This window comes from Paenibacillus sp. FSL H7-0690 (assembly GCF_037980415.1).
GTDB classification, from domain to species: Bacteria; Bacillota; Bacilli; order Paenibacillales; family Paenibacillaceae; genus Paenibacillus_AQ; species Paenibacillus_AQ odorifer.
The window spans coordinates 3,377,561-3,401,872 of the sequence record NZ_CP150281.1 but is presented as its reverse complement, the minus strand read 5'-3'; the positions used below and the strand labels follow the sequence as shown (position 1 = coordinate 3,401,872).

At 40.5% G+C, this 24,312-nt stretch carries 22 protein-coding genes and 1 other annotated feature; of the genes, 6 read left to right on the top strand and 16 right to left on the bottom strand.

Annotated features, from left to right (window positions below):
- Positions 1 to 68 precede the first annotated feature (68 nt).
- Positions 69 to 704: a glycoside hydrolase family 11 protein gene (locus MHI32_RS15060; RefSeq protein WP_036677315.1), complete on the bottom strand. Its 636-nt coding sequence runs from the start codon at positions 702 to 704 to the stop codon at positions 69 to 71.
- A gap of 252 nt (positions 705 to 956) precedes the next feature.
- Positions 957 to 1,838 (bottom strand): hypothetical protein, encoded by an 882-nt coding sequence (locus tag MHI32_RS15055; protein ID WP_036677317.1) that lies wholly within the window; start codon positions 1,836 to 1,838, stop codon positions 957 to 959.
- A gap of 148 nt (positions 1,839 to 1,986) precedes the next feature.
- Here MHI32_RS15055 and MHI32_RS15050 point away from each other — a divergent pair, with 148 nt between their 5' ends.
- Entirely contained in the window at positions 1,987 to 2,709 is a 723-nt protein-coding gene (locus tag MHI32_RS15050; RefSeq protein WP_340012667.1) for a MerR family DNA-binding transcriptional regulator, read from the top strand.
- 47 nt (positions 2,710 to 2,756) lie between these two features.
- Here MHI32_RS15050 and MHI32_RS15045 read toward each other — a convergent pair whose 3' ends face one another.
- The 5 genes from MHI32_RS15045 to MHI32_RS15025 all read right to left on the bottom strand — a co-directional run bounded on the left by MHI32_RS15045 (position 2,757) and on the right by MHI32_RS15025 (position 7,245).
- The gene (locus MHI32_RS15045) at positions 2,757 to 3,566 is read right to left on the bottom strand and encodes a GNAT family N-acetyltransferase (RefSeq protein ID WP_076280621.1); all 810 of its coding nucleotides are present in this window, start codon (positions 3,564 to 3,566) and stop codon (positions 2,757 to 2,759) included.
- Positions 3,567 to 3,613: 47 nt separating this feature from the next.
- Positions 3,614 to 3,854: a binding site (T-box leader), on the bottom strand.
- A 103-nt stretch (positions 3,855 to 3,957) separates the two neighbouring features.
- Positions 3,958 to 4,407 (bottom strand): DUF1569 domain-containing protein, encoded by a 450-nt coding sequence (locus MHI32_RS15040; protein WP_340012666.1) that lies wholly within the window; start codon positions 4,405 to 4,407, stop codon positions 3,958 to 3,960.
- 601 nt (positions 4,408 to 5,008) lie between these two features.
- Positions 5,009 to 5,890: an aminoglycoside phosphotransferase family protein gene (locus MHI32_RS15035; protein WP_340012665.1), complete on the bottom strand. Its 882-nt coding sequence runs from the start codon at positions 5,888 to 5,890 to the stop codon at positions 5,009 to 5,011.
- Between the two features lie 121 nt (positions 5,891 to 6,011).
- Complete coding sequence (locus MHI32_RS15030) at positions 6,012 to 6,551, bottom strand: hypothetical protein (RefSeq protein WP_340012664.1); 540 nt, start codon at positions 6,549 to 6,551, stop codon at positions 6,012 to 6,014.
- 346 nt (positions 6,552 to 6,897) lie between these two features.
- Entirely contained in the window at positions 6,898 to 7,245 is a 348-nt protein-coding gene (locus MHI32_RS15025; RefSeq protein WP_340012663.1) for a VOC family protein, read from the bottom strand.
- Positions 7,246 to 8,009: 764 nt separating this feature from the next.
- On the opposite strand from MHI32_RS15025, the gene MHI32_RS15020 reads away from it, so the two are divergent.
- The gene (locus tag MHI32_RS15020) at positions 8,010 to 11,072 is read left to right on the top strand and encodes an ATP-binding protein (RefSeq protein ID WP_340012662.1); all 3,063 of its coding nucleotides are present in this window, start codon (positions 8,010 to 8,012) and stop codon (positions 11,070 to 11,072) included.
- Between the two features lie 45 nt (positions 11,073 to 11,117).
- Here MHI32_RS15020 and MHI32_RS15015 read toward each other — a convergent pair whose 3' ends face one another.
- The 5 genes from MHI32_RS15015 to MHI32_RS14995 all read right to left on the bottom strand — a co-directional run bounded on the left by MHI32_RS15015 (position 11,118) and on the right by MHI32_RS14995 (position 14,900).
- The gene (locus tag MHI32_RS15015; protein ID WP_076125594.1) at positions 11,118 to 11,912 is read right to left on the bottom strand and encodes an SDR family NAD(P)-dependent oxidoreductase; all 795 of its coding nucleotides are present in this window, start codon (positions 11,910 to 11,912) and stop codon (positions 11,118 to 11,120) included.
- A gap of 166 nt (positions 11,913 to 12,078) precedes the next feature.
- Complete coding sequence (locus MHI32_RS15010; protein ID WP_340012661.1) at positions 12,079 to 13,104, bottom strand: helix-turn-helix domain-containing protein; 1,026 nt, start codon at positions 13,102 to 13,104, stop codon at positions 12,079 to 12,081.
- Positions 13,105 to 13,122: 18 nt separating this feature from the next.
- Positions 13,123 to 14,070, bottom strand: a complete 948-nt coding sequence (locus MHI32_RS15005; RefSeq protein WP_340012660.1) for an LLM class flavin-dependent oxidoreductase — start codon at positions 14,068 to 14,070, stop codon at positions 13,123 to 13,125.
- On the bottom strand, positions 14,051 to 14,413 hold the full coding sequence (locus MHI32_RS15000) for a hypothetical protein (RefSeq protein WP_076184608.1): 363 nt from the start codon (positions 14,411 to 14,413) through the stop codon (positions 14,051 to 14,053). Before MHI32_RS15000 ends, MHI32_RS15005 begins: the two co-directional genes overlap by 20 nt.
- A gap of 37 nt (positions 14,414 to 14,450) precedes the next feature.
- Positions 14,451 to 14,900 carry an OsmC family protein gene (locus MHI32_RS14995; RefSeq protein ID WP_339174300.1) on the bottom strand — a complete coding sequence of 150 codons (450 nt, stop codon included), beginning with the start codon at positions 14,898 to 14,900 and terminating at the stop codon, positions 14,451 to 14,453.
- Positions 14,901 to 15,051: 151 nt separating this feature from the next.
- Here MHI32_RS14995 and MHI32_RS14990 point away from each other — a divergent pair, with 151 nt between their 5' ends.
- On the top strand, positions 15,052 to 15,537 hold the full coding sequence (locus MHI32_RS14990; protein ID WP_076218115.1) for a nucleoside deaminase: 486 nt from the start codon (positions 15,052 to 15,054) through the stop codon (positions 15,535 to 15,537).
- Positions 15,538 to 15,658: 121 nt separating this feature from the next.
- Here MHI32_RS14990 and MHI32_RS14985 read toward each other — a convergent pair whose 3' ends face one another.
- Entirely contained in the window at positions 15,659 to 16,558 is a 900-nt protein-coding gene (locus tag MHI32_RS14985; protein ID WP_340012657.1) for a glycerophosphodiester phosphodiesterase, read from the bottom strand.
- Positions 16,559 to 16,885: 327 nt separating this feature from the next.
- Here MHI32_RS14985 and MHI32_RS14980 point away from each other — a divergent pair, with 327 nt between their 5' ends.
- Positions 16,886 to 17,860 carry a glycoside hydrolase family 43 protein gene (locus tag MHI32_RS14980; RefSeq protein ID WP_076190362.1) on the top strand — a complete coding sequence of 325 codons (975 nt, stop codon included), beginning with the start codon at positions 16,886 to 16,888 and terminating at the stop codon, positions 17,858 to 17,860.
- A 49-nt stretch (positions 17,861 to 17,909) separates the two neighbouring features.
- Entirely contained in the window at positions 17,910 to 19,052 is a 1,143-nt protein-coding gene (locus tag MHI32_RS14975) for a glycosyl hydrolase family 8 (RefSeq protein ID WP_340012655.1), read from the top strand.
- 82 nt (positions 19,053 to 19,134) lie between these two features.
- Here MHI32_RS14975 and araA read toward each other — a convergent pair whose 3' ends face one another.
- The 3 genes from araA to MHI32_RS14960 are packed head-to-tail and all read right to left on the bottom strand — an operon-like array spanning position 19,135 to position 22,911.
- Positions 19,135 to 20,559 (bottom strand): L-arabinose isomerase, encoded by a 1,425-nt coding sequence (gene araA, locus MHI32_RS14970; RefSeq protein WP_340012653.1) that lies wholly within the window; start codon positions 20,557 to 20,559, stop codon positions 19,135 to 19,137.
- Between the two features lie 32 nt (positions 20,560 to 20,591).
- Positions 20,592 to 21,287 carry an L-ribulose-5-phosphate 4-epimerase gene (locus MHI32_RS14965; RefSeq protein WP_036677359.1) on the bottom strand — a complete coding sequence of 232 codons (696 nt, stop codon included), beginning with the start codon at positions 21,285 to 21,287 and terminating at the stop codon, positions 20,592 to 20,594.
- 16 nt (positions 21,288 to 21,303) lie between these two features.
- Positions 21,304 to 22,911 carry an FGGY-family carbohydrate kinase gene (locus tag MHI32_RS14960; RefSeq protein WP_340012652.1) on the bottom strand — a complete coding sequence of 536 codons (1,608 nt, stop codon included), beginning with the start codon at positions 22,909 to 22,911 and terminating at the stop codon, positions 21,304 to 21,306.
- A 307-nt stretch (positions 22,912 to 23,218) separates the two neighbouring features.
- On the opposite strand from MHI32_RS14960, the gene MHI32_RS14955 reads away from it, so the two are divergent.
- A complete protein-coding gene (locus tag MHI32_RS14955; RefSeq protein WP_076125610.1) occupies positions 23,219 to 24,301 on the top strand; it encodes a GntR family transcriptional regulator in 1,083 nt (360 codons plus the stop codon).
- Positions 24,302 to 24,312: the final 11 nt, after the last annotated feature.

Here is a 24,312-nt window from a genome sequence, read left to right as displayed (position 1 = left end):
TTAGCAATGACAGTGATTAATAGTTATTTTAATCATCTGGAGATGCCTGAGCTGGTCCGATGCTCAAGTTACCATACTGTTACGTTTGAGCTCCCGCTACTTTGATATCCTTCTGTCGCTAACACCTGATAAGACCAACTGCTGCCCAGATTCATTCCGTAACTTTTCCAAGCATTAACGTGGTTGGCAAAAGTGATCGCAACATTGCTTCCCGTTGCTCGCTTGGATTGTCTTACACTCCAAAACTGTGTGAAGGTTGCCGTACCATCAATAGAAGGGGCGTTCGTTCTCGTAGTCGTATATATATCATATGTGCCTCCATCACTGGTCACGGTACCTTTATAAGTTCCAGTAGGTCTATAAGTGCCCCAGCTATCAACGACGTAATATTCTATGAGGGAGTTTCTCGTCCACCCATAAAGAGTTAAATACCCATTGCCGGATGGTGCCCAGACGCCTGCATTGTAGTTTATTGTTCTAGATGGGGATCCAGTATTCCAACCTTTACCAACAACAAAGTTACCAGTATTTGACCATGTAACACTGTAATTCCCACCAGATCCATTAGTAGCATTTACTGTCCCGCCACCATCGGTCCAATTTTGCCAATAGTCTGTCGCTGCACTTGAGGTTGCTGCAAACAAGCTGAAACTCATTGAAGCTGCCATAATTACAGTCACGATTTTCTTGTTAAATTTAAACATAATCTACCTCCTGAAATTTTTTGTCACTACATACCTACATACTGCTTGTCTGTATTTCTAGTAGTCGAAGCAATTCCTTGTTGGGGCAGATTCGCAACACCACTTCCTTCCATATATATTAATGTAAGCGATTACATATGGAATTTTATCATAGATCGTTTACTATTTAATCTCTTCAAATTAAAGCTTTTACCCTAAAAAGTATTGTTCTTTTGGGATACCTTTTTCACTGGATTTTTGTATCTGCCACAATTACAATCCAGTATTTTTTAGTAACACGTTCATAAACCAAGGCTTAATCAGTGGTAAGACTACTGCTGGTTGCATAGCTTTTGTATGGTCCATCTGGGCTCCCGAAAGGATTTCAACATCCCAGCCTAAATCCGCCAACTGCTCCTTATTCTTTTTTAACAACCCGACGATGTCAACGGTAACGCTCCCGAAATTTTCACCGTAAACGATCGTATCATTTCCACCTGCAAAAGCTAGTTTAGGGAGACTAAGCAAATGTTGAATACTGCGATCATCAAAGGCTGTGAGGCTCTGGTATAGAGAGACAAATTGTGCTGTAACACGGGTATCTATGGTAACCTTTATATTGTCCCAATCCATTTCGTTTGGATTCTCCGATCCTGTTGGGCTTTCTACAGATTCATTTTGGTTACTCAAAGCTTGTGTATGTGTTTTATGGGTCACAACCCTCATTTCTTGATAGGGGCCATTATAGGGTGGAAAACCTCCCATTACCAAACTCTCCAAGCGATCTGTTCTTGTAGCCATTTGCAATCCAATCAACGCAAGCCAGGAATAACCGTAGTAACTAAAGCTTGTAACATTCATTTCATCCGCAATGTGGAGAAGATCCTTCACAATATGATCTGCTGTTAGATTTTCCTCTGGATATTGAAATAGATGACCTTCATAATCGAAATAAAGCACTTGAAACGTATCCGCTAATCCTTCAACAAAATGTTTACCTAATTCGGGATCTACTCCCCATAGCTTTAAGTTTTCTGCTTCCTGATTGTACACAGATTTTTTAGCGATGGGTAACATGAGGGTTGGACAATCTGGAAGTCCTGCCATACCTACTTCTATTTCTGATTGGTTTGCTAATTGTATTATCTTTTTCAATGAACTCACTCCTTTGTGTTCTATAAAAGTATCATATAACATTCATGCAATCTTTCGGTTTATCCCTCTACCTCCCTTGATATATCTACCTAAATTCGATTTAATATTGTTGTAGCACTTGAAGGTTCAACTTTAATGTTTTGGGGTGATGATGATTATTAAAGAGATATATACACCTACACTGATAGCTAAGCAATTAAATGTGAGTACCACTACTTTAAGGAGATACGAAGATCAAGGTTTAATTCCAGATGTACCAAGGACCGCCAGCAACCGCAGATGTTACACTTCCATCCATGTGCAAGCTTTTATTACCATTCGGGCATTATTGCAGGGATATGAAATTCCGGTTGTGTACGATGTGATGAGGAAGATAAAAGGCCAGCAGATGGAGTCTGCTCTTTGGGCAATCAATCAAGAGCAACATAAGACCCAAGTGGAAAAAGAAAGGTTAGAGGAAGTCTTACGCATGTTTCGGGATGTTGATTTATCTAAATACAAAGATTTAACTGTATCAGATTCAATGACGATTGGTGAAGTTGCACAAATGGCAGGAGTTAATCCATCAGCTATTCGGCATTGGGAACAAGAAGGGCTAATCTCTTCGAATAGGAACAAAGATAATGGCTACAGAGTCTTCACTTTAACGGAATTAAGAAAAATTATTCTTATCAGCAGTTTAAGGAAAACTGTTTATTATATCGAGAATATGAAACAGCTTTTGAATGAAATAGAAACACATAACTACAAAAAAGTGGAGATATCCTTTCAGCTTGCCTTACAAAAATTGAATTCTCAATTAATGAAGCAATTTTTCGCGATAGCTGAACTTACAAACTATGTGAAATTGTATAAAAGTAATGCCGAGTAACATATTGATCATAGAAAAAGGACTACCTTGCGGTAGCCCTTTTGTGCCTATTTGAACTTGATGTCAACAATCTTCCCGCTTTCCACAAAACCAATATTTCGATAAACCTTATTCGAGTCAGGATTCTTTAAATCAGCATAAAGCATGGGCACTAAATCCTCCGATAAAAGAACGGAACATAACTCTGCTACTAGTGCACTTGCATAACCCTTTTTCCGGCAAGACGGTGGTGTGTATACCGCATTTATTCTGGAATATCTTGCCGACCTATGTGCAATGTACGCCATCGATACAGGTTTATCGTCTACAAACCATATATACAAGTTCCCTGTCTCAATCATCCTCTTGGCATCTAGAATTTTAGCTTCTGGGTTCACCCTAACCCCATAAGCCCCCTCTGAGAAACCCGCCAAAAACTCTGCTACAATGGCCACATTTTTTCTCGTTCCTTGTTGCATTATGCCTTTTACGTTCAAAGGTTTCTTTGGATCTGTACAGAAATAAGATTCTATAGTCATCGTGGACTCATATTGAAGATGATTTGCCTGAGAATACAGCTGTGCAAAACGTTCTGTTGTTTTTGGTTCTCCAGATACTCCCGGTAATGTAGTCTCTTTAAGAAATTCTATAAGTTCTTCGTAGAGAACGGCCTTCTTATCCTCGACAATATCCTTAGAACTCCAAAGCCATGCGTTATGTCCCGTTGACTGGGCATAAATCATTGTTTCATCAGAATCTTTTAAGCAAGTAGAACTCTTCGACTCGCAAATAAGGTGAATCAGGTTGTATTGAACCTCATCAGCAATAAACATATCCTGGCTAAGTATTCGATCGGAGACATTGATTTTTTGAAACATTGTTACTCCTCCTTATTTATTTATAAGAACGCAAAAAACTCCGTCCCATTAGGGACGGAGTAGATTCCGCGTTACCACCCTGATTGGTGTATTTATGAATACACCCTCTCTGCTGCCATCGTCCAACAACGATGCTTCTTTGTAACGGCAGAATCCCGGGCCCGCCTACTATGATTTCGGGAGCCAGCTCTGAGGCGATTGTTCGATTCGGGTGTCCTCTGCCTCGCACCAACCGGCAGTTCTCTGATCGACATATCCGGATTTACTTGTCCTCTTCGTCGCATTTGATTGCAATGTAATTAGATACAATATAAAGTAATAGGGATTTTATGTCAATAAAAAATATGTAAGTTGGCGACGTTAAACAATTATTATTCACTGCGGAAAAATACTAAACACCAAATTGTCTTAAATGATGGTCTAGATGTTTATAAATCCCTTTACCCCATTGCTCCGGAGTGAATTTTCCGAAAAAAGGATGTGGATGGGATGAACAATTCTCCGGACCGTTACTTTGAAAAGTTATAATTTTTTGTTTCAGTATTTCTTTTTCTTTTCCAAAATCTCTATCATCTAAAATAAGTATGTTCGGAATTGTTGACATATTATGTGGTACTGGCTTGTCATTGTAAAAAATAGATTTCACAAACCCTCCTATTAATATTCCTAGCCAACTTCTAGGAGGAAAGGAGTTTCCATTTGCGATGTCTTGAAATGCTGAACAGTGAGCCAACATTTGAGAAACATTCATTTTTCCCCACTGTGGGTTTGAATTTGGACTTAAATTCTCGATACGGCTCAGTATTTCCGCTGTATGTAATTTGTTATATATATTTTCCATAAACACACTTCCATTACGTTTTTTGGGTTTTCGATTTTTTCATTATTAGTTCTGATGATCCATATATCACGATAAGCTATTGTATTCATGATTGCATCATAATAATTTTACAGTATACTGCCGATCAAATATTCACCATTTCCATTATTCTATCCTTTATTCAATATCATGTCCTTTAACGTAATAAAGCTATCCATCATGGAGGTAGCTCCTCGTCTTAAACTGTTATTGAACTATTGTTTCCCTTTAGCTTAATATACTACGGAGAAATTTAATCCACTTCGGCTCGTATGCTTCACTAATTGGAATCCCTGTATAATAACTATGATAAGGGTCCATTTCCCATATCTTTAAAAGCCCCTCGGAAACTTCATACTTAAATATGGGAGAGCTTTTGTCCGCCCTAATATAATACTTATTGCATACAACACAGTACAAAATCTGCGATTCATCGGAGAAATATGAATAAATATTAAGCTCAGTGTTACAGGCTTCACATCGACGTATTCGATCGCGGTTTAGCCATTCAATAATTAGTTTCAGATTATCATCTCCTCCGTAAAACAAGGAATATCCTTCGCAAACTAACGTGTCCGTCAGTTCAACAACCTACGGATTTCTGCAATACAGAAATACTTTCCTTTAGGAACGCCCTATTCTTTTCAATCCCTCTATTTTTACACCAGACAACAGCACCAAAAGCATCGTAAAAATCATAAAAGGGTAGTATTGTTTCCAAACCCATTAGAGGACGAATTGTTGAATATCCCTCTTTATACGAAATTCTACTTTGAGGATTCACTTCCCAAACATATCGGTTAATTTTTGTGAAATCAATTTCCGAGGATCCACCCCGTGCACTCTCAAAATCAATAATTCCAACAACCATATTATTATTTGTTAGTATATTACCTTGTCGAAAATCCATATGAACAACACACGGGCCATCAGGAGGAGGTAAAACTGAGAAAGCACCCTCAAAGTAATTAATACATTTTTCGAAAAGTCCTCTCTCAAGGACTTCCTTGCAAGGTTCTATAAATTTTTCAAAGCTATTTCTTATATAAAGTCTCCAATTGTTCTGATTAAAAAATTGAAAACCGTCTAATCCTTCCACACCATATCCCGGCATTTTAACTTCATGCAGCTTTGCGTGAAGTACTCCAATTTGAAATGCTAATTCATCGTCAATAGCACCTGTACATGGTATACCTTTAATCTCAGATAAAAGTAATGCACCAGAAATTAAGTCATCCCCACTCCAGAAGTCTAACACCTTTGGAACCGGTAATACCTCCCTCAACAGTTCAAGCATACGATATTCGCGATATAGTTTATCCCTGTTATAAGGGATCTTCGCATACAGCGTTTCTCCATCAGTAAGATTCAGCTTGTATACTTGTGAACTAAAGGACTCAGGAACATTATCTATACTTAATACATTAAGGTTAAATCTTTTTATGATTGTTTCTACTAAATTCAACTCGCACCTCACATGTTATGAATGAATAGTAATTAGTTCAGCTATCTTATTCTTAATTTTATTGAACTATCCTAACCATTAGTGTAATAAAATTACACTTAGCCCTTTTTCCTTCTTGCTCTCAGGTAATGACCGAAATCACTATTAGTCCTATTGCAATTACAATATACAAATCAATATCCTGCTCAAACATTAACCACATCTTGTATTCTAGGTGTACTTGCTGTTTGGGTCGAAGTCCTTCACCGAATAGTTCTGTTGCTTGGTTAAGGTTATTCATTTCAATTGTTGAACTGCATGGACTACTGCTTGATTCGCCATCCACTTCGCTAATGTATATTAAGTATTTATTACCTTCCTTGAAATCAAAACCCCAAGTGTAGTCTGTTCTCACAATAATTTGAGAGTCAACTTCAGTTTTCCAACTTCGTTCAACATCCACTAATAAATATCTGATTTTCTCTTTTGGCCCCGTAAATCCTTCTTGTTTCAAATCGACCTTTATTTGTTTTACTTCACCGTAAATTGCTCCACCGTAGACCTCTAGGGCTTCTTGGGGACTTCCTAACTCGACACAGGATAAAGCTTTAGCATCTTGTCCATTTGCAATAAAGAATGCGAATGTGAATAAACATATTAACGTGATTAAACGAAGTTTCAATTTACCACCTACTCTTATGATTTTATTACATAACTTATTTATTGACATAAGTTATAGGTGAAATGTTGCACTAATTTTCCAATTCCTTCAATGAAATAGGGAGTACACCTCGACGGTATGCTCCCTATTTGGGTTGACAATAGTATTTCGTTGGCCGTGGATGCAGTGCAAGCGCCGCACCCCAGAATATAGAAGTTAAAGTTCTTTCTGGGAGCTGAAAGCTTTGAAGAAATATTCCCCACGGATTTGACAACTTTATTCCCTTAATACATTTACAATTAGATGTTGAACTGAGCTTTTATAAAAAAACGCACCTGTTAGCTCAATAGCAATAATCTGCAACTCCTTACTTCTCCCAAAGCTCGATCAGTCGACCTTCTGGGTCTTCAATCCAAATAAACTTTCCAAGTTCATTAATCTCTATTTTCTTTGCAAGAGGTACACCAATCTGTTCAAAATGTTTAATCGTCTCGTTTAGATCATGCACTTGGAAATTTAACATCACTTGTTGTTCTATTGGAAAATAACTGTCATCCTCGGTAAAGAAAGAAAAAATAGTCTCATTTCCCACTTGAGGTTTTATCACAGTCCCATTCCAATTCTCAATGTCAAGCTTCAACACCTCACTGTACCATTTTTTTGTAGCTTCAAGATTCTTAGTCCTCCAGAATATTCCTCCGAAACCTTTAATCATCGTATCTACATTCCTGTCTGCATTGAATTTTCTAATAATATACCCTTTAGGATTAAGGAGAATCCACCGTTAAACTCCTCTCAATACATCGAATGGTAGTGCCAACGGGTATTCAATATCACATTCAACAATAAACGAGAAGCCAAGCATATAACAAATGGCATTAGAAGCAGGAGTGAAGTCTATCGGACCCTATAGTCGCTATTAACCATAATCCGGCTCATTTGAGAACCTATCGGACTCTATAGTCGCTATTGGCTCGAAAAGCCCTCATATCGCGCATGTTTGGAACAAATAACGCCTCTGGGGTCCGAAACACTTCTCAAAAGCCAAAATTCAGCCGAATAGCTGCATCTGAGTCCGATCGCTCATGGTGAAGAGAGAGTGTGGGAATACAATACGCACAACAAGCAGCATAGTCGCACATCCGGTATCACAGACACCAAACAAGCAGCATAGTCGCACATTCGGTAATACAGACGCCCAACAGCAAAGCACTAATCAAGTATTTAAGTATCCATGTGTTCGAGTACGCAAATGTTCAAGGAGATACATCATGCATCTTCCATGTGGAGAACATTCCTCTTAGCTCCACGCGGTGTCCGTTGCTCATTACTTCTCCTTCTTATGTAAATAATCTTCATTTTAGATTCTAGATTAGAATTATTTGCTATAATGTTCTCATGAAAAATAAAACTATTCTAAACAAATTAGCTATCATTCTACTTTTTATAAGCATTCTCTTTGGCCTACGCTGCATTTGGTTGAGTATATTTAAGGTTTCCAACACTATACCTGTGATTAACAATGGGGTACTGGATTTACGCGGCCAGGATCTGGAGCAGGCTAACTTATTCAGGCTGGATGGTGAATGGAGCTTCTATCCTTCGCAATTCGTTTCATCGAAGACTTCTACTATACCAAAGCTATCCCACTCGCTTCAAGTTCCTGGAAATTGGAGCCATGTTATGGGAAGCGATCAGAATTCTTCTTATGGTTATGGTACGTATCGTCTGCGAATTTTGGTAGACCCGCTTCAGCAACCTGTCTCTTTCTGGATCAAACAAATTTATTCCGCTTCCAGTGTGGAGATTAACGGCACTCCTATTCTCAATAATGGGGTAATAGCTCTTGATGCCGATACATATGTACCCAAAACCACCTCATATACAGCAGCTTATTTTTCAAAAAACACCACAGTGATAGATGTATTTATTCACGTAGCTAACTTTGATCACCCCTATAAGGGCGGTATAAAAGGCCCTATTTTCTTTGGCTCTCAGGAACTCATTGACCGGACATACTTTTACACTGTCGGATTTCAAATGCTTACAGCAATTATCTTACTACTGCATGGGCTTTATGCCTGTATTCTGTACTTATTTAATCCTAAAGAACGTGCTCTGTTTCTTGTAGGGTTAATGACCTTATCTGTAGCTGTAATCCTTTTAGCTCGAAATGACAACTTAGTGCTTTCATTACTGCCGATTAATTATACTTGGTCCTTAAAAATCCGTTTGATCGCCTTCTTATGGCAAAACCTTTTTATTCTGCTTGTTTTCAGGAAATTCACCTCAGGTGCCAAAGTCAACAAGTGGTTACGTGCTTACACATGGTGTCTTTTCCTTTATACCTTGTTTATATTTATTGTCCCTGCTTATTTAGTCAGCACATCCATTCATTTGGGAATCATTCAAGTGTTCCAGTATATTCCCTTCATTTGGTTGCTCTATAGCTTAGGGCGCTTATTGTTCAAAAAGCAAGATGATAAAGATGTTGTTTTTCTGCTGTTATCAGGTGCGGCGATCGTTTCTAATTTGTTATGGAATTTGTGGGATAGTAACGGACACTATTCAATTGTCTATTATCCTTTGGATATTATCGCAGCCATCGTGGGCTTCTCAGCTTATTGGTTTAAAAAGTATTTTCAAAATGCTAAAGAGAACATGGAACTAAATGAGCAGCTGAAAAAAGCAGACAAACTTAAGGACCAGTTTCTCGCTAATACCTCACATGAGCTGCGTACACCGCTTCACGGAATCATGAATATCGCGCAAAATATTGTCACAAAAGAAAAGGACAGACTTTACGAAAGTAGCCGTCAAGATATGGAACTGCTGATTACAATCAGCCGCCGTATGTCTCATATGCTTGGTGATCTACTGGATGTGGTCCGTCTTCAGGAGCATCGTGTTATTTTACAACAGGAACCTATTTCGGTTCAATCGGTAGTTCCCGGTGTGATTAGTATGCTTCAATATATGATTGAAGGTAAGCCAGTACAGCTATCTATGGATATCCCGGAAGCTATGCCGCCAGTTCGTGCGGACGAGAAAAGACTGGTGCAGGTTTTATTAAATCTGGTGCACAACGCGCTCAAATACACCGAAGCAGGACTTGTAACTGTTAAGGCTGAGGAACAGGACGGACAGGTTCTTATCTATGTGACAGATACCGGAGTAGGCATGACTGAAGAGACTATGGCACGGATATTTCTACCCTATGAGCAAGGCCCTCACGGAATAAATGACGGGCGTGGAATTGGGCTGGGATTAAGCATATGCCGGCAGCTGGTAGAACTGCATGGAAGCAGCCTAAGCATTCAATCAGAGCTTGGTAAAGGTTCAACTTTTAGTTTCACACTCTCTCTTGCCGATTCTTACAGCGAACAGATAATAAAACAGACGGAACCTACAGTTTCGTATATGGCAGATGAGATTCATAGACAGATGACTGAGTGGGGAATTTCCGAACATCAGCCAAGTAATCACTCTGAAAAAATTCCGCCGCTTTTTACAGAGATTAAGGTGAATATTCTGGTGGTAGATGATGATCCTGTCAATCTGAATGTACTAAAGGGTATTCTTGAAACCGAACCTTATATCATAACTACCGTCAACTCAGCCCATGAAGCATTGGAATTGTTGGATAAAAGGAACTGGGACTTACTTATTGGCGATGTTATGATGCCACAGATGTCGGGATACGAATTAACACAGAAGGTTCGTACTCGTTACTCCTTATATGAGCTTCCGATTCTACTGCTTACTGCCCGTAGTCAGCCTGAGGATATTTATACTGGATTTTTGTCCGGTGCCAATGATTATGTCACAAAACCTGTAGATGCAGTGGAGCTTAAATACCGTATTCGGGCTTTAACTGCGATGAAGCTATCCTTCAATGAACGGGTGCGGATAGAAGCAGCCTATCTACAAGCACAGATACAACCGCATTTTTTATTCAATACGTTGAACTCTATTGCCGCACTCAGTGATTTGGATACTAAAAAAATGCAGGAGCTCATTGGCGCGTTTACTTCTTTCTTAAGAATCAGTTTTGACTTTTTAAATATCGGAGAGCTCGTGAACCTCTCCCATGAACTGGAATTGGTAGAATCTTATCTGTATATTGAACAGACTCGATTTGCAGAAAGGATATCTGTTGTCTGGAAGGTAGATCCGAATATTGACATCCTAATTCCTCCTCTATCCATCCAACCGTTGGTAGAAAATGCTGTTAAGCACGGTATACTTAAGCGCCAACAGGGTGGAACTGTTCAAATACGTATTATCCGTCTGCACAAGGAGGCTGTAAAGATTGAAGTGGAGGATGATGGGCAAGGCATGGATTCCGGGACCCTCTCTTTACTGCTGAAGCCATTGATGGAAGGCAAAGGTGGCATCGGGCTGGCCAACACCCATAGGAGGTTAAGTCAATTATATGGTCAAGGTCTCTCGATCCAGAGTAAGCCTGGAGAAGGCACCTTGGTATCCTTTGTTGTACCAGAGGACAGTGATAACTTTTCAAGCAAAAAAGCCGCTCCATAAGGAGCGGCTTTTTTGTATCGTTATCTCTTTCCTTTTAGAGTAAGCTTAAAAAATAGTCGGCACCATTCCCCCATCCATGCGAATTGGAGAACCTTTAAATGCAGAGGCATAAGGACTGCATACAAATGCTGCTAGTCTGCCTATTTCAAAAGGTTTAATAAATCGTTGTATTTCAGATTGAGGAAGATTTGTAGTCATGAATTTTCTTTCTTTTTCTGAAAAAGTCATATCTTCATTGGAGTATATCCCATCAATAATTTGATGCACATTTTCAGAAAGTGTTGGTCCTGGCATGATTGTATTGACTGTAACTTCAGTTCCTATCGTTAACTTAGATAAGCTTTTTGACAATGATAATAACATTGATTTGGTCATTGCATATTGAGGCATTTGGCCTGAAGGCATAATGGCTTCTTCACTAGCAATAAAGAGAATGCGGCCATAATCTTTTTGTAACATTTTAGGTAAATAGAATTTTGTTAATCCATTCGCAGCAAGGACATTAGTACGGAAGTATTTTTCGAATATTTCGTCGTCAACGTCCTCATATTTCATAATTTCATAGATACCCATATTATTAACTAAAATATCTATATTAGGGTATTTTTCGAATAAGGCTTCTCTTTGTTCAATATTCACAATATCCGCTGTAGCATTTTGTGGAGAGGTAGCCGGGAAATTTGACTTTATTTCATTTACAGTTTGTTCTACCTGATCATAATTCCGTCCATTAATTAGTACATTAACTCCTTCTTTAGCAAGTTCAAAGGCGATTGCTTTGCCAATACCTTTTGTTGATCCTGTAATTAAAGCTGTTTTATTATTTAATCCCATATCCATATTACATTTCTCCTTTTATCACGGCGTGCTGAGTAGTTGTCATTTTAAGAACAGTCCTGTGTGCCGGCTAGGATTATATTATCGTACCGGGGTTGTTCAGTAACTAGCGGATTGCGCCAAAGTTCTTGTTTAACACGCCAATGATAAATCTCTGAAAATACTGTCTTTATGAAGAGGGTATCAAGTTTAAACCTAAATGTTCAGTACGCCAATTTGAAGGAGTATCACCTTCCCAAAGACGGAAGGCACGGTAGAACGAGTTCTGGTCTTCATATCCAATCAAGAAAGCCACTTCTTTAATATCAAGCGATGGATCTGCCAGATACTCTCGTGCTTGCTCATGTCTAGCTTGTGTCAGCAATTGCTTGAAGCTTGTGTTTTCTTCAGTAAGCCTGCGTTGCAACGTACGGTCACTCATACTTAATGCCTTCGCAACAGCTTGAATGTCAGGGCGTCCTCCGCTGAAGCTGCGTTTCATGATCCATTTGACCCTCTCGGTTATAGAGCGAGTGCCCTTCTGTTCAGCAAGCGTCCGGTCCAAAACGGGAGTCAGAATCTCCAGCAGCTCTTCGTTGTACGAGATAAAAGGCCGATCCAAATCATTTCGACGCAACGTCAAACGATTATATTGAGCATCTATCTGAATTCGGCAGCCGAAATAAGCTTCAAGAATCTTTACATTTCCTATAGGCTGTGAAAACTCGACAAGCTGTGCTGTCAAAGGTAGACCTGTGCCTCGCCGCCCAAGCTCTAGAAGAAATGCCAAAGTGAGGCCTAGTAGCAGCGGTGGACCAAAATGCCCGGGATGCTGCCATTCCAATTCGATTGTACATAGCTCGCCTTCTTCAGTAAAACGCAAGCTTTCAGGAGGGCACATTTGTTTGTATCGTACCATTCGCTTAAGAGCATCGCGATAGTCCTTAGCATGGTATGTTGCTAAGACCGTAGGCGGATATTGTGTGGTTTCAAAGACGGTTGCAAGCTTAATGATTCCTTCGGCTGTATCCCCAATGAGATCGGAATATGCCTGCCAGACTGCGAAATATTGGGCGGTGGTGACTTCTGACTCTGTGATCTGGCTAAGTGGAAGATTTGCTTTGCTGGCTACATCTTGTGCAGTTATTCCTAATTGACTTAATCCAGCCCAAAATCCTGGTGGGATTTTAATTTGATCAGAGGTATGAGACTTCATACATATGGACCTCCTTTATTAAGAACTCCAGCACGCTTGGGCAAGCAGTTCGAACGAATGTAACCGTTTCTCATAATCTGGAATCATGGTAACGATAATGAATTCATTAACTCCATACAAAAGAGATAACCGTTCCAACTTACCTTTAACACTTTCCGGAGTACCTACCAGCAGCTTGCGTTCCAAGGGCACAGACTTCGCTTCGGCAGAACCTTCTTGTTGGAATAATGCCGTACCAGATGAGGCCAATCGCTCTGCCTCTTCCTCAGTCTCGGCGCAAATGACGCCAACAGCAACCATGGCCTGCGGTTCAGGAGAAAGTGAAGAAGGAGTAAAGGTTTCACGGTAAGCCTGCAAAACCTCCTCCCCTGCTACATCGCTCATGAACTGGCCGAACACATAACCTGCTCCAAACTCGGCAGCATATGCCGCGCTTTTCTTGTTTGTACCCAGCAGCCATAGCTCTGGAGATACGGGAGGGACCGGACGGGCGGTTATTGAACGTCCTTCATAGGAATAGTTACCCTGCAATAATTCAGTGACGCCTTTAAGCAGTTCTGGCATTTTCCAAACATTTTCGAGAAAATTTCCACTCAGTGCTAAACTTACTTCAGCAGTACCGCCGGGAGCTCTGCCTAATCCAAGGTCGATGCGTCCCGGGTACAAACTGGCCAGCAAATGAAATGCTTCCACCACCTTTAGCGGCTTATAATGTGGCAGCAATAAAGCGCCTGAGCCAAGGCGAATGTGTGCTGTTTTCGCTCCAATATGCGATAAAAGCACCTCCGTAGAGGTACATGCTAATCCCGGCATATCATGATGTTCAGCAACCCAATAACGAGTATATCCCAGTCTTTCTGCTGTCTGAGCCAGCTTCACTGCTTGTCCCAATGCGGTACTAGCATCCACCGTATTAAAAACAGGTACAAGATCTAATACACTAAGCTTAATGGATGTTGTTGTCATGGTTAAGTCCTACTCGAGGGTTTCGGTAAAATTCGATCATATCGATAAAAATAAGCTTGTAATCAACTGCAACCGCGGCCAGATCATACATTCGGCCATGGCCGTCTTCTTTGGAGGCAAAAACAACATCGTGCCGCAGCTTATCCATAATCATTTTGCCGATGAACTGATGCTCGTATTCCGCGTACTTCTTTTTGAAAGCTTCATTAAATTCCCACAGTTCTTGGTAAGACCGCTCTAGCATTGCGTTTACCAAAGTCAGCTCATTGCCCTCTTTTTGTACAGCCACGTAATAATTTCCGCGCTCATCCTTGATCAAATCCTTATATAACTCAACGTTCAAAGTTAACGTCTCCTCTCTGATTACCTAGGACTCAATTTTATAGGCTTGCAGTCAGCACCGTTGGCTCTGTCGTGATTTCTACATTTCCTGCAACGGCTCTGGAGATCATGCAGGAGCCTTCTGCTTTATGGGCAATTCGGATGGTTTTATCGATATCGTCCTGTGACGCATCTTTGGTAAGGGTGATTAGGGGTGAATGTTTGATGGCTTCATATGTAAAAATGTTATTCGTTACATCGACCGTCGCCTCTGATGCTAACGTCAGCTCTGAAGTCGTAAGCCCTGCCCGCTCCAGCATTGCTGCAAGTGTAATGAGATAACAGGTTGCTGCTGCTCCCAAAAGCATCTCATCCGGATTCGTTCCTACTCCGGGTCCTCCCATTTCCTTCGGAATGGAAATTTGAGTCTTAAGCTGTCCAGCTTCAATAGTTCCATCACTGTTACGGCCACCGTTCCATACGGCGTTCAATATAAATGGATGCTTCATTTTTATATATCCTCCCTAGCTTGATATTGCATGCTATATTTTTCATCGAATACTTTACATGCTAACATAGAAGAATGTGGTGAACAAACAGGCTCAGGCCTACTATTCATGAAACTTATCAATAAATTAAAATTCAGGAGGTTCTACCATCATGATAAACGACACGGATATCAAACATCTTAAGCGTTGTATTGAACTTGCCCAAATTGCACTCGAAGCTGGGGACGAACCCTTTGGTTCCGTCCTTGTATCAGCAAGTGGAGAAGTGCTTGCAGAAGACCGCAACCATGTAGGTAGCGGTGACCATACTCAGCATCCCGAATTCGCTTTAGCCCGCTGGGCAGCTCAGAATATGACACTGGAAGAACGTAAGCAGGCAACAGTGTATACCTCCGGAGAACATTGCCCTATGTGTGCAGCGGCACACGGGTGGGTTCATTTAGGACGAATTGTATATGCCAGTTCCTCGAAGCAATTATCGGCGTGGTTAAATGATATGGGAATTGCAGCATCACCCGTCCGTAATTTAAGTATTCAGGAGGTTATTTACGATGCGTTCGTAGATGGCCCTGTACCCGATCTTGCAGAACAAGTACGGGAGCTTCATCTACAATTTCACGAGAAAAGACTTCATTAGAAAGAAGAAACAAAAATAATTGATTTTCCGTAAAAAAAGAACCTTTGGATAAAGGTTCTTAGGCTGTCGAGAAAGTCTCGACAGCTTTATTTATGTCCAGAAAAGGGTGATTTCACATCCCTTACTTTTTATTATTCTTAATTACTTCGCTAAAGCGGTCAGGGAAATTTGTATGTACACCATCTACACCCCAAATTACGGCTTTATCCATATTCACTTGATAATTCACAGTATATGGAAACACCTTTAGCCCTGAATTTTTTGCCTGCGCGACATATGCCGCATTTATTTTTTGAAAGTTAGGACTTATGCCTACCGCATAAGTTTTTAATCTATTCACATAGGATTCTGATATTTTATAAACAGGGAAATCATACCATACAATTTGATAAAGAGGGACTGCTGGATTTATGGAATGGAATCTACGCAAACTCGCTTCACTAAATGAATGAATAGCAACATGAGCCGACAGATCATAATTTAAGATTTCTTCGTTTAACAATGCCTCGATGTTCGAATTCGACGTGGGATCTTTAATCTCAATCATATAGTCCACTTCTTTTCCGAAACTTTCAAATACCTCTTTTAATGTCGGAATACGTAAATCTACATATTTATCTCTAGCGAACATGGGATATTGTTCATTAAACCATGAACCCGCGTCTAATTTTGAGATCTGCTCTAAAGTAAAATCCTTTACATACCCTTTAGCATTCGTGGTACGATTTACGGTCCCATCGTGAATAACAACAGGAACATGATCTTTTGTTAACTGAATGTCTAACTCGATATAATCGGTCTTCATATCAATGGCTAGCTCGAATGCAGGTATTGTATTCTCAGGAGCATATCCTGAAGCACCACGGTGAGCGATGGTATATACTTTATCCGCAGGCATGATAATTTCCTTTACTTTAATGCGAATCCAGGGGGAATAAGCATACAAAGAGGTGAACAATAAGATTAATAAAAGCACATGTATACCTATAAAGTAGATTCTGGAATTTTGAATTTTTTGCATTAAGCTGACCTCATCTTTTTAAAAATATAATGTAGAATACTTGGTGTCTTTCGCTCTAACATTCATTCTTGTGTAAAATTATGATTTATATTCCCTTATGTTAATCTCACCTCATTGTATTTGTAAGGACAAAGTTTGGAGATTTCTATTGTACCAGATTATCTAGAGAAAATATTGCGAGGCAGCATAAATGGGAAAGGGTCTGCAAGGTCAAGAAAGCAACATCTAAACTTTGTGGGGTATAAACTATAGTTGCTATATATACAGAGTCCTAAAGTTCTTATACCATTAACTTTGTAAGCGATTAACTTTATAGGAGGAAATGACTTGACAAAGCCAGTGCAACCCAATGAACCTCTCGTAACTCATATTTATACTGCGGATCCTTCAGCTCATGTATTTGAAGGCAAGATTTATATTTATCCCTCTCATGACCTGGATCACGATATGATCTCTAATGACAACGGTGACCAATATAATATGGAGGATTACCATGTTCTGTCTATTGATGGAGATGGCTCCCCTTGTATCGACCACGGTGAAGTGCTTCATGTGAAGGATGTCCCATGGGCTAAACAGCAAATGTGGGCTCCGGATGCAGCATACAAAAACAATACCTACTATTTGTTTTTCCCAGCCCGAGACCATGACGATATTTTCCGAATTGGGGTTGCAACCTCAGCGTCACCTTCGGGACCCTTTACACCTGAACCGAACTACATTCCCGGCAGTTATAGCATTGATCCCGCTGTTTTCGTTGATGATGATGGCAAATCATATATATACTTTGGGGGTCTTTGGGGCGGTCAACTTGAAAAATGGCAAACCGGCTCATTTGTTGCGGATGCAGAGGGACCGGCTGAAACAGCACCTGCTCTAGGACCTATCGTAGCGGAGCTGAGCGAGGACATGCTGAGCTTTGAAGGTGAGCCTAGAGAAATATCCATCGTCGATACGAACGGAAATCCGATTCTTGCTGGAGATGAAGAGAGAAGATATTTTGAAGGTCCTTGGGTTCATAAATATAACGGTTATTATTATCTTTCTTATTCCACGGGTACTACCCATAATATTGTATACGCTATCAGTAAAGATCCGCTTGGGCCTTTTGTATATCAAGGAAAAATACTTACACCCGTCCTGGGCTGGACAACACACCATTCTATTGTTCAGTTTAAAGAGAAATGGTATTTATTTTATCATGATAGTTCTTTATCTGGTGGTGCTGACAACAAGCGTTCTGTAAAATATACGGAGCTGAAATACAACGATGATGGCACCATTCAAACCATCCATCCTTAGTTTTTATTGAAATGGAGTGCATGCTGTAGTGCATAGGAGGGGAAATATCATGCCAATAACACAACAAGGTGCTTTTTATACGGGGAAATATCGCAATTTATTTAAGGAGCTCGGCTTTTCTGAAGATGAAATCAACGCTAAACTCGAAGAAACTTGGAGTGATTTGTTTTACGGAGATCCGAACGTACGAATCTACTATCCGCTGGACGAGGATAAAAGCTATATTCTGGATACAGGTAATCTGGATGTTAGGTCTGAAGGAATGTCCTACGGGATGATGATGGCTGTTCAAATGAATAAAAAAGATGAGTTTGATCGTTTATGGAACTTCTCTAAGACGTTTATGCAGCACAAAGAAGGCCGTTATGCCGATTACTTTGCTTGGCACTGCAAGCCTGACGGTACAAGAATTTCTCAAGGACCCGCACCGGACGGGGAAGAGTTTTTCGCCATGGCTTTGTTTTTTGCCTCAAAACGTTGGGGGAACGGTCCGGCACCTTATAATTATTCCGAGCAGGCTCGAATAATATTGCGTGCTTGTGTACATAAAACTGAAACAGGCGCTGGTGACTCAATGTGGGACGCGGAATCGAAACTGATTAAATTCGTACCGGAATCCACCTTCAGTGATCCATCTTACCATCTCCCCCATTTCTATGATTTGTTCGCTTTGTGGGCTGATGCAGGTGACCACATGTTTTGGCGAGAAGCGGCGGAAGCCAGCCGCTCATATCTACACACTACATGTAATCCTATAACTGGTCTCGCTCCCGAATATGCTAATTTTAACGGCACCCCGGCAGAACCCCAGCCTCATGGTGATTTCAGTCATTTTTTCAGTGATGCTTACCGGGTTGCGGCTAATATCGGTTTGGACTGGGCATGGTTCCAAAAGGACAGCTGGCAGGTCGATCAATGTAACCGGATTCAAGCTTTTTTTAGGAATATCGAAGTTTCCAATTACCGGAGGTATACCATTGAGGGACAGGCATTCGACGAACCGGCGCTGCATCCGGTAGGCCTTTTGGCGACCAACGCTATGGCTTCGCTTGCTTCTGATGGCCCGGAGGCAGAGCATTTTGTCCGTTTGTTTTGGGATACACCTTTGCGAACTGGACAACGTCGTTATTATGATAACTGTCTGTACTTCTTTAGTTTACTGGCCCTAAGTGGAAACTATCGCATTTATTGAAGTAAATCGAACAAAACAATAGGACTCCATTCCTCAAAAAGCCGAGGAATGGAGTCCTATTAATCGTAATAAAGCTTTGCTATTATTTAATAACTACATATTCCAAGTTAACAAGTTTTGCGTAAGCAATAATTTGGTCTGTTGTAAGAGTTAATGAAACAACGGTGTGGTGACCGCCACCATTTTCGATCCAAGCTTTAACTCCGTCTTGGAAGTTTGGTTTAACATTCCAAAGCACACGAGCTACTGGAAGGTTTGGAGCTGGAACAGTTGGTTCAAAAGCAGTCACTTCATTAATCAAAAGTTTGTAATGCGTACCGAAGTCAGCCATGGAAACCACTACACCGTCTCCTGCTTTGCCGTCAAATACTAAACGGGCTGGATCGTCTTTACCACCAATACCTAGTGGATACACGATGATTTTTGGTTTGTTACTTGCCAAAGTTGGATCTACTTCAAGCATATGGGATTGAAGAATAGATTCTTGTCCAACTGTCAATTCATAAGTGTAATCTTCCATAAAGCCAGTCGATTGGTTATGGCTCATCACTTTAAGCAAGCGGTCGAGAGCTGCAGTCTTCCAGTCTCCTTCTCCAGCAAAACCATATCCTTGTGCCATCAAACGTTGAACAGCAAGTCCTGGAAGTTGTTTCATTCCATGTAAATCTTCGAAGTTTGAGGTGAAGGCATTGTAGCCACCTTGATCAAGGAAACGTTTGATAGCAATTTCATAGCTTGCTTGAACTCTTACGCTAGCTTCCCAAGCTTCTTTGCTGTTAGTGCCATAGTCGAATTCATACAGCTCTGCATATTCAGCAAACAAACCATCGATTTCCTCTTCTTTAACTTCATTAATGACTTGAACCAGGTCACCAATACCAAAGTAGTCAACCGTCCAGCCAAATTGAATTTGGGCTTCAACTTTATCTCCTTCAGTTACACCAACGTTACGCATGTTGTCACCAAAACGAGCAACTTTGATATTGAAGCTTTCGTTATAAGCAACGGCTACGTCCATCCATTCTGCAATTTGCTTTTGAACTTCAGGGCGTTCCCAATAGCCTACAACCACTTTGTTTTGTTTGTTCAAACGGGCGTTAATAAAACCATATTCACGGTCACCATGAGCTGCTTGGTTCAAGTTCATGAAGTCCATATCAATTGTTGCCCATGGAATACTTTCATTATATTGCGTAGCTAGATGAAGCAAAGGTTTTTGCAGCATTTTTGTTCCGCGGATCCACATTTTTGCAGGTGAGAAAGTATGCATCCAAGTGATGACACCGGCAACTTCGTCACGGTAGTTAACTTCTTTCATAATGTTGGTGATTTTATCTGCGCTGACAGCCAAATCCTGCAATACTAGTGGGTAAGGCAAAACTCCGCTTTTATTCAAAGCATCTGTCATCGTTTGTGCGTGCGCTTTAACTTCAGCCAATGCTTCTTCCCCATAAAGATGTTGCGAACCTACGACAAACCAAAATTCTTTTGCTACTGCTGTTGACATATTCATCCTCTTTTCATAATTTTGTGGTTTGATTATTTTTGACCGTAATAAGCGTCTTTCCCATGTTTGCGCAAGTAATGTTTATCTAGAATACGTTGTGGCAATTCTTCCGCAAAATGGTTCAACTCTCTAGCAAATAAATTCATTTTCGATACTTCATCCAACACTACGCTGTTCATTACAGCGGATTTTGCATTTTTCCCCCAAGTAAAGGGTCCGTGGCCTTTAAGCAAAACACCGGGAACCGCCATAATATCTATCCCGCGTTGTTCAAAGGTTTCGATGATTACATTACCTGTTTCCGCTTCGTAACCCCGATCGATTTCCTCTTGCGTCAAGAAACGCGCACAAGGAATGGAGCCATAGAATGTATCAGCGTGCGTAGTTCCCATTACAGGAACGTCAAGTCCTGCTTGTGCCCAGATAGTCGCCCAAGTGGAATGTGTATGCACGATTCCGCCAATTTCGGAGTAATGTTTATAAAGTACTGCGTGAGTAGGTGTATCGGAGGAAGGTCTCATCTCCCCTTCAACCACATTGCCATCCAGATCAACAACTACCATATCGCTGGCTTTCATTGTTTCATAATCTACACCACTAGGTTTGATTACGAATAATCCACTTTCGCGATCAATTGCACTCACATTTCCCCATGTATACTTGATTAGTCCATGTTTCGGCAATTCCAGATTGGCTTGAAAAACCTCTTCTTTAAGTTGTTCTAACATCTTGGTCCCTCCATTTTCAGACTAAATTATCAACAGCGGATTGCTCAATCGCCAGACCTTTTTTATAACGTTCGATAAAGGTTTCAAAACCTTTAATGTCGGTTGCATCGGGATGAATTTCTTCTCCCTTTACATCTTTGAACACTTTTTGATCGAGGAAGTCTTCCAAGCTTTTTTCCTGATTTTTGTTCATCATGTAGGAGGCAAGAATAGCCATTCCCCATGCGCCGCCTTCTCCAGCTGTCGACATTACGGAAACAGGAACATTCAGTGAAGCTGCCATCATTCTTTGGCCAACAACCGGAGTCTTAAATATACCGCCGTGTCCTAAAATACTATCTATGGCTACATTCTCTTCTTTCGTCAAAATGTCCATTCCAATTTTCAAAGCACCAAAGGCGCTGAACAAATGTGTACGCATAAAGTTAGCCAGATTAAATTTACTCTCAGGCGAACGTACAAATAACGGACGACCTTCTTCTAACCCCGTAATGTTCTCACCCGAGAAATAACCGTAACTGAGCAATCCACCGGCATCTGGGTCTGCTTCCAAAGCTTTATTCAGCAGTACGCTGTACAATTTGTCAGCTTCGACCTTTTGCCCCATCGCTTCATAGAATTCACGGAATAATCCGAGCCAGGCATTAAGGTCACTTGAACAGTTATTAGCATGAACCATACCTACTGGACTTCCGTCTGGCGTAGTCACCATATCGATTTCCGGATAAACCTTGGAAAGCTCTTTTTCCAATACGATCATGGCAAAAACAGAGGTTCCTACGGAGACATTCCCGGTACGTTTTCTTACACTATTGGTAGCAACCATACCGGTTCCTGCATCCCCTTCTGGAGGACTAAGCGGAATCCCAGCTTGTAATTGCAATGATGGATCCAGAATTTTGGCTCCTGCTTCGGTTAATAGACCTGCTTGCTCACCGGCAACATACACCTTAGGAAGAAGGTCGCTGGTCTTCAGCGAATAACCTTTGCCAGCAATAAGCTCATCAAACTGTTGTATCATAGATTCATTATAATTTCCTATGGATTCATCAATCGGGAACATACCTGAAGCATCTCCAACACCAAGTGCTTTGTTGCCGGTCAATAACCAATGAATGTATCCTGCTAACGTTGTAACAAACCGAATCTGCGGCACATGTTCTTCTTTGTTTAAGATCGCCTGATAAAGATGAGCAATACTCCAACGTTCAGGAATATTGAATTTAAATACATCTGTCAGTTCTTTGGCTGCCTTACCCGTTGTTGCATTACGCCAAGTCCGGAACGGGACGAGCAATTGATCCTGTTCGTCAAAAGCCATATATCCATGCATCATTGCAGAAAACCCGATTGAACCAACGGTTTGGAGGGTGATTCCGTAATTTTGTTGAACTTCTTGCTTCATCTCACGATAAGCATCTTGTAGACCTTTGATAATATCTTCTAGGCTGTACGTCCAAAAGCCGTCTTTCAACTGATTTTCCCATTCATAACTTCCAGAAGCGATCGTTTGAAAACTATGATCAATAAGTACTGCTTTAATACGCGTGGATCCAAATTCAATCCCTAGCGAAGTTTCTCCCTTATTGATTGCTTCTTCGATGCTTAATCGATTCGATATCACGTTGGTCACCTCTCTGACAGCGCTTTTTTAATATAAAAGAATTCGCTTTCTTAATTGACAGCTTTAGTATAAATTTTTGTACGTACATTTGTCAATAAAATAGTTATATATACATACAAATATGGAGAAGATAATAATTTAACTCCGGACTTAGTTTGTTTATGATGATCTAAAGGTACGAAATATTTACATTTTTCATAAAAAAAGAGCCCCTTTATATTTAATTCGTAGTCATGCTATAATTTGTACATACAACTTAACGAAATGTACGAATTATAAAGCGAACAAGTATGGAAAGAGGAATTACATGAAACCAAAGTATCAAGTGATTATAGAGGATATAAAAAGCAAGATCCTTTCAGGAGATTACAATGTAGGCGAACAAATTCCTACGGAGTCTGCCTTGCAGTCCTTGTACGAGGTTAGCAGACAGACTGTTAGAAAAGCCATTTTAGAGCTATCCAACGAAGGATTCCTCCGCAGCGAAAAAGGTTCTGGCACGTATGTCAGCAACCAATATCGCACAAAGACCGGCGGGAGTTCCCATAAGAAGACGATCGGTGTAATTACGACCTATATCTCTGACTACATCTTCCCTTCTATTATCCGGGGGATTGAAAGCCGAATGAATGAGGATAACTATTCACTACTATTGGCTAGTACCAATAACGATGTTGCGCAAGAAAAAAAAGCTCTCGAAATGATGTTGTCCTACGGCGTAGATGGTTTAATTATTGAACCTACGAAAAGTAATCTGTATAATCCCAATATTGCGTATTATCTGTCGTTTAAGGAGCAAGATATTCCACTCATTATGATTAATGCTTTTTATGAGGAAATAGAGCTCCCCTTCCTTTGTCTTGACGATGTGCAGTCCAGTTATCTGGCAACAAAAGAATTGATCTCCAAAGGCCACTCTCAAATTGGACTTATCGCAAAAATGGATGATTTACAAGGCAAATATCGAATGAAGGGTTATATCAAAGCCCTCGAAGAAGCTAAATTGCGGTTTTATCCAGAGCAAATATTTTCGTTCAACACCGAGACCAAACAAACCTTAGCTACGAACTTGAAGGATTTCCTAAATAAAAATAGAGATACCCTCTCTGCGATTGTCTGCTACAATGACGAGGTTGGTCTGGAAGTGGTCAATGCTTGCAGACAGCTAGACATTTCTATACCAGAGGAATTATCAATTATTGGCCAGGACAACTCCTATATTGCCCAAAATGCAAACATCAAACTGACCACTTTAACACATCCCCAAGAAACTATGGGCCGTGATGCAGCGGATTGGGTCATTAAAAAATTACAAGGAAAAAAGGATCTTCCCAACAATACTTATTATCAACCTGTGTTAATTGAAGGAGAAACAGTAGTCGAGAGATAGAATAAATTCTG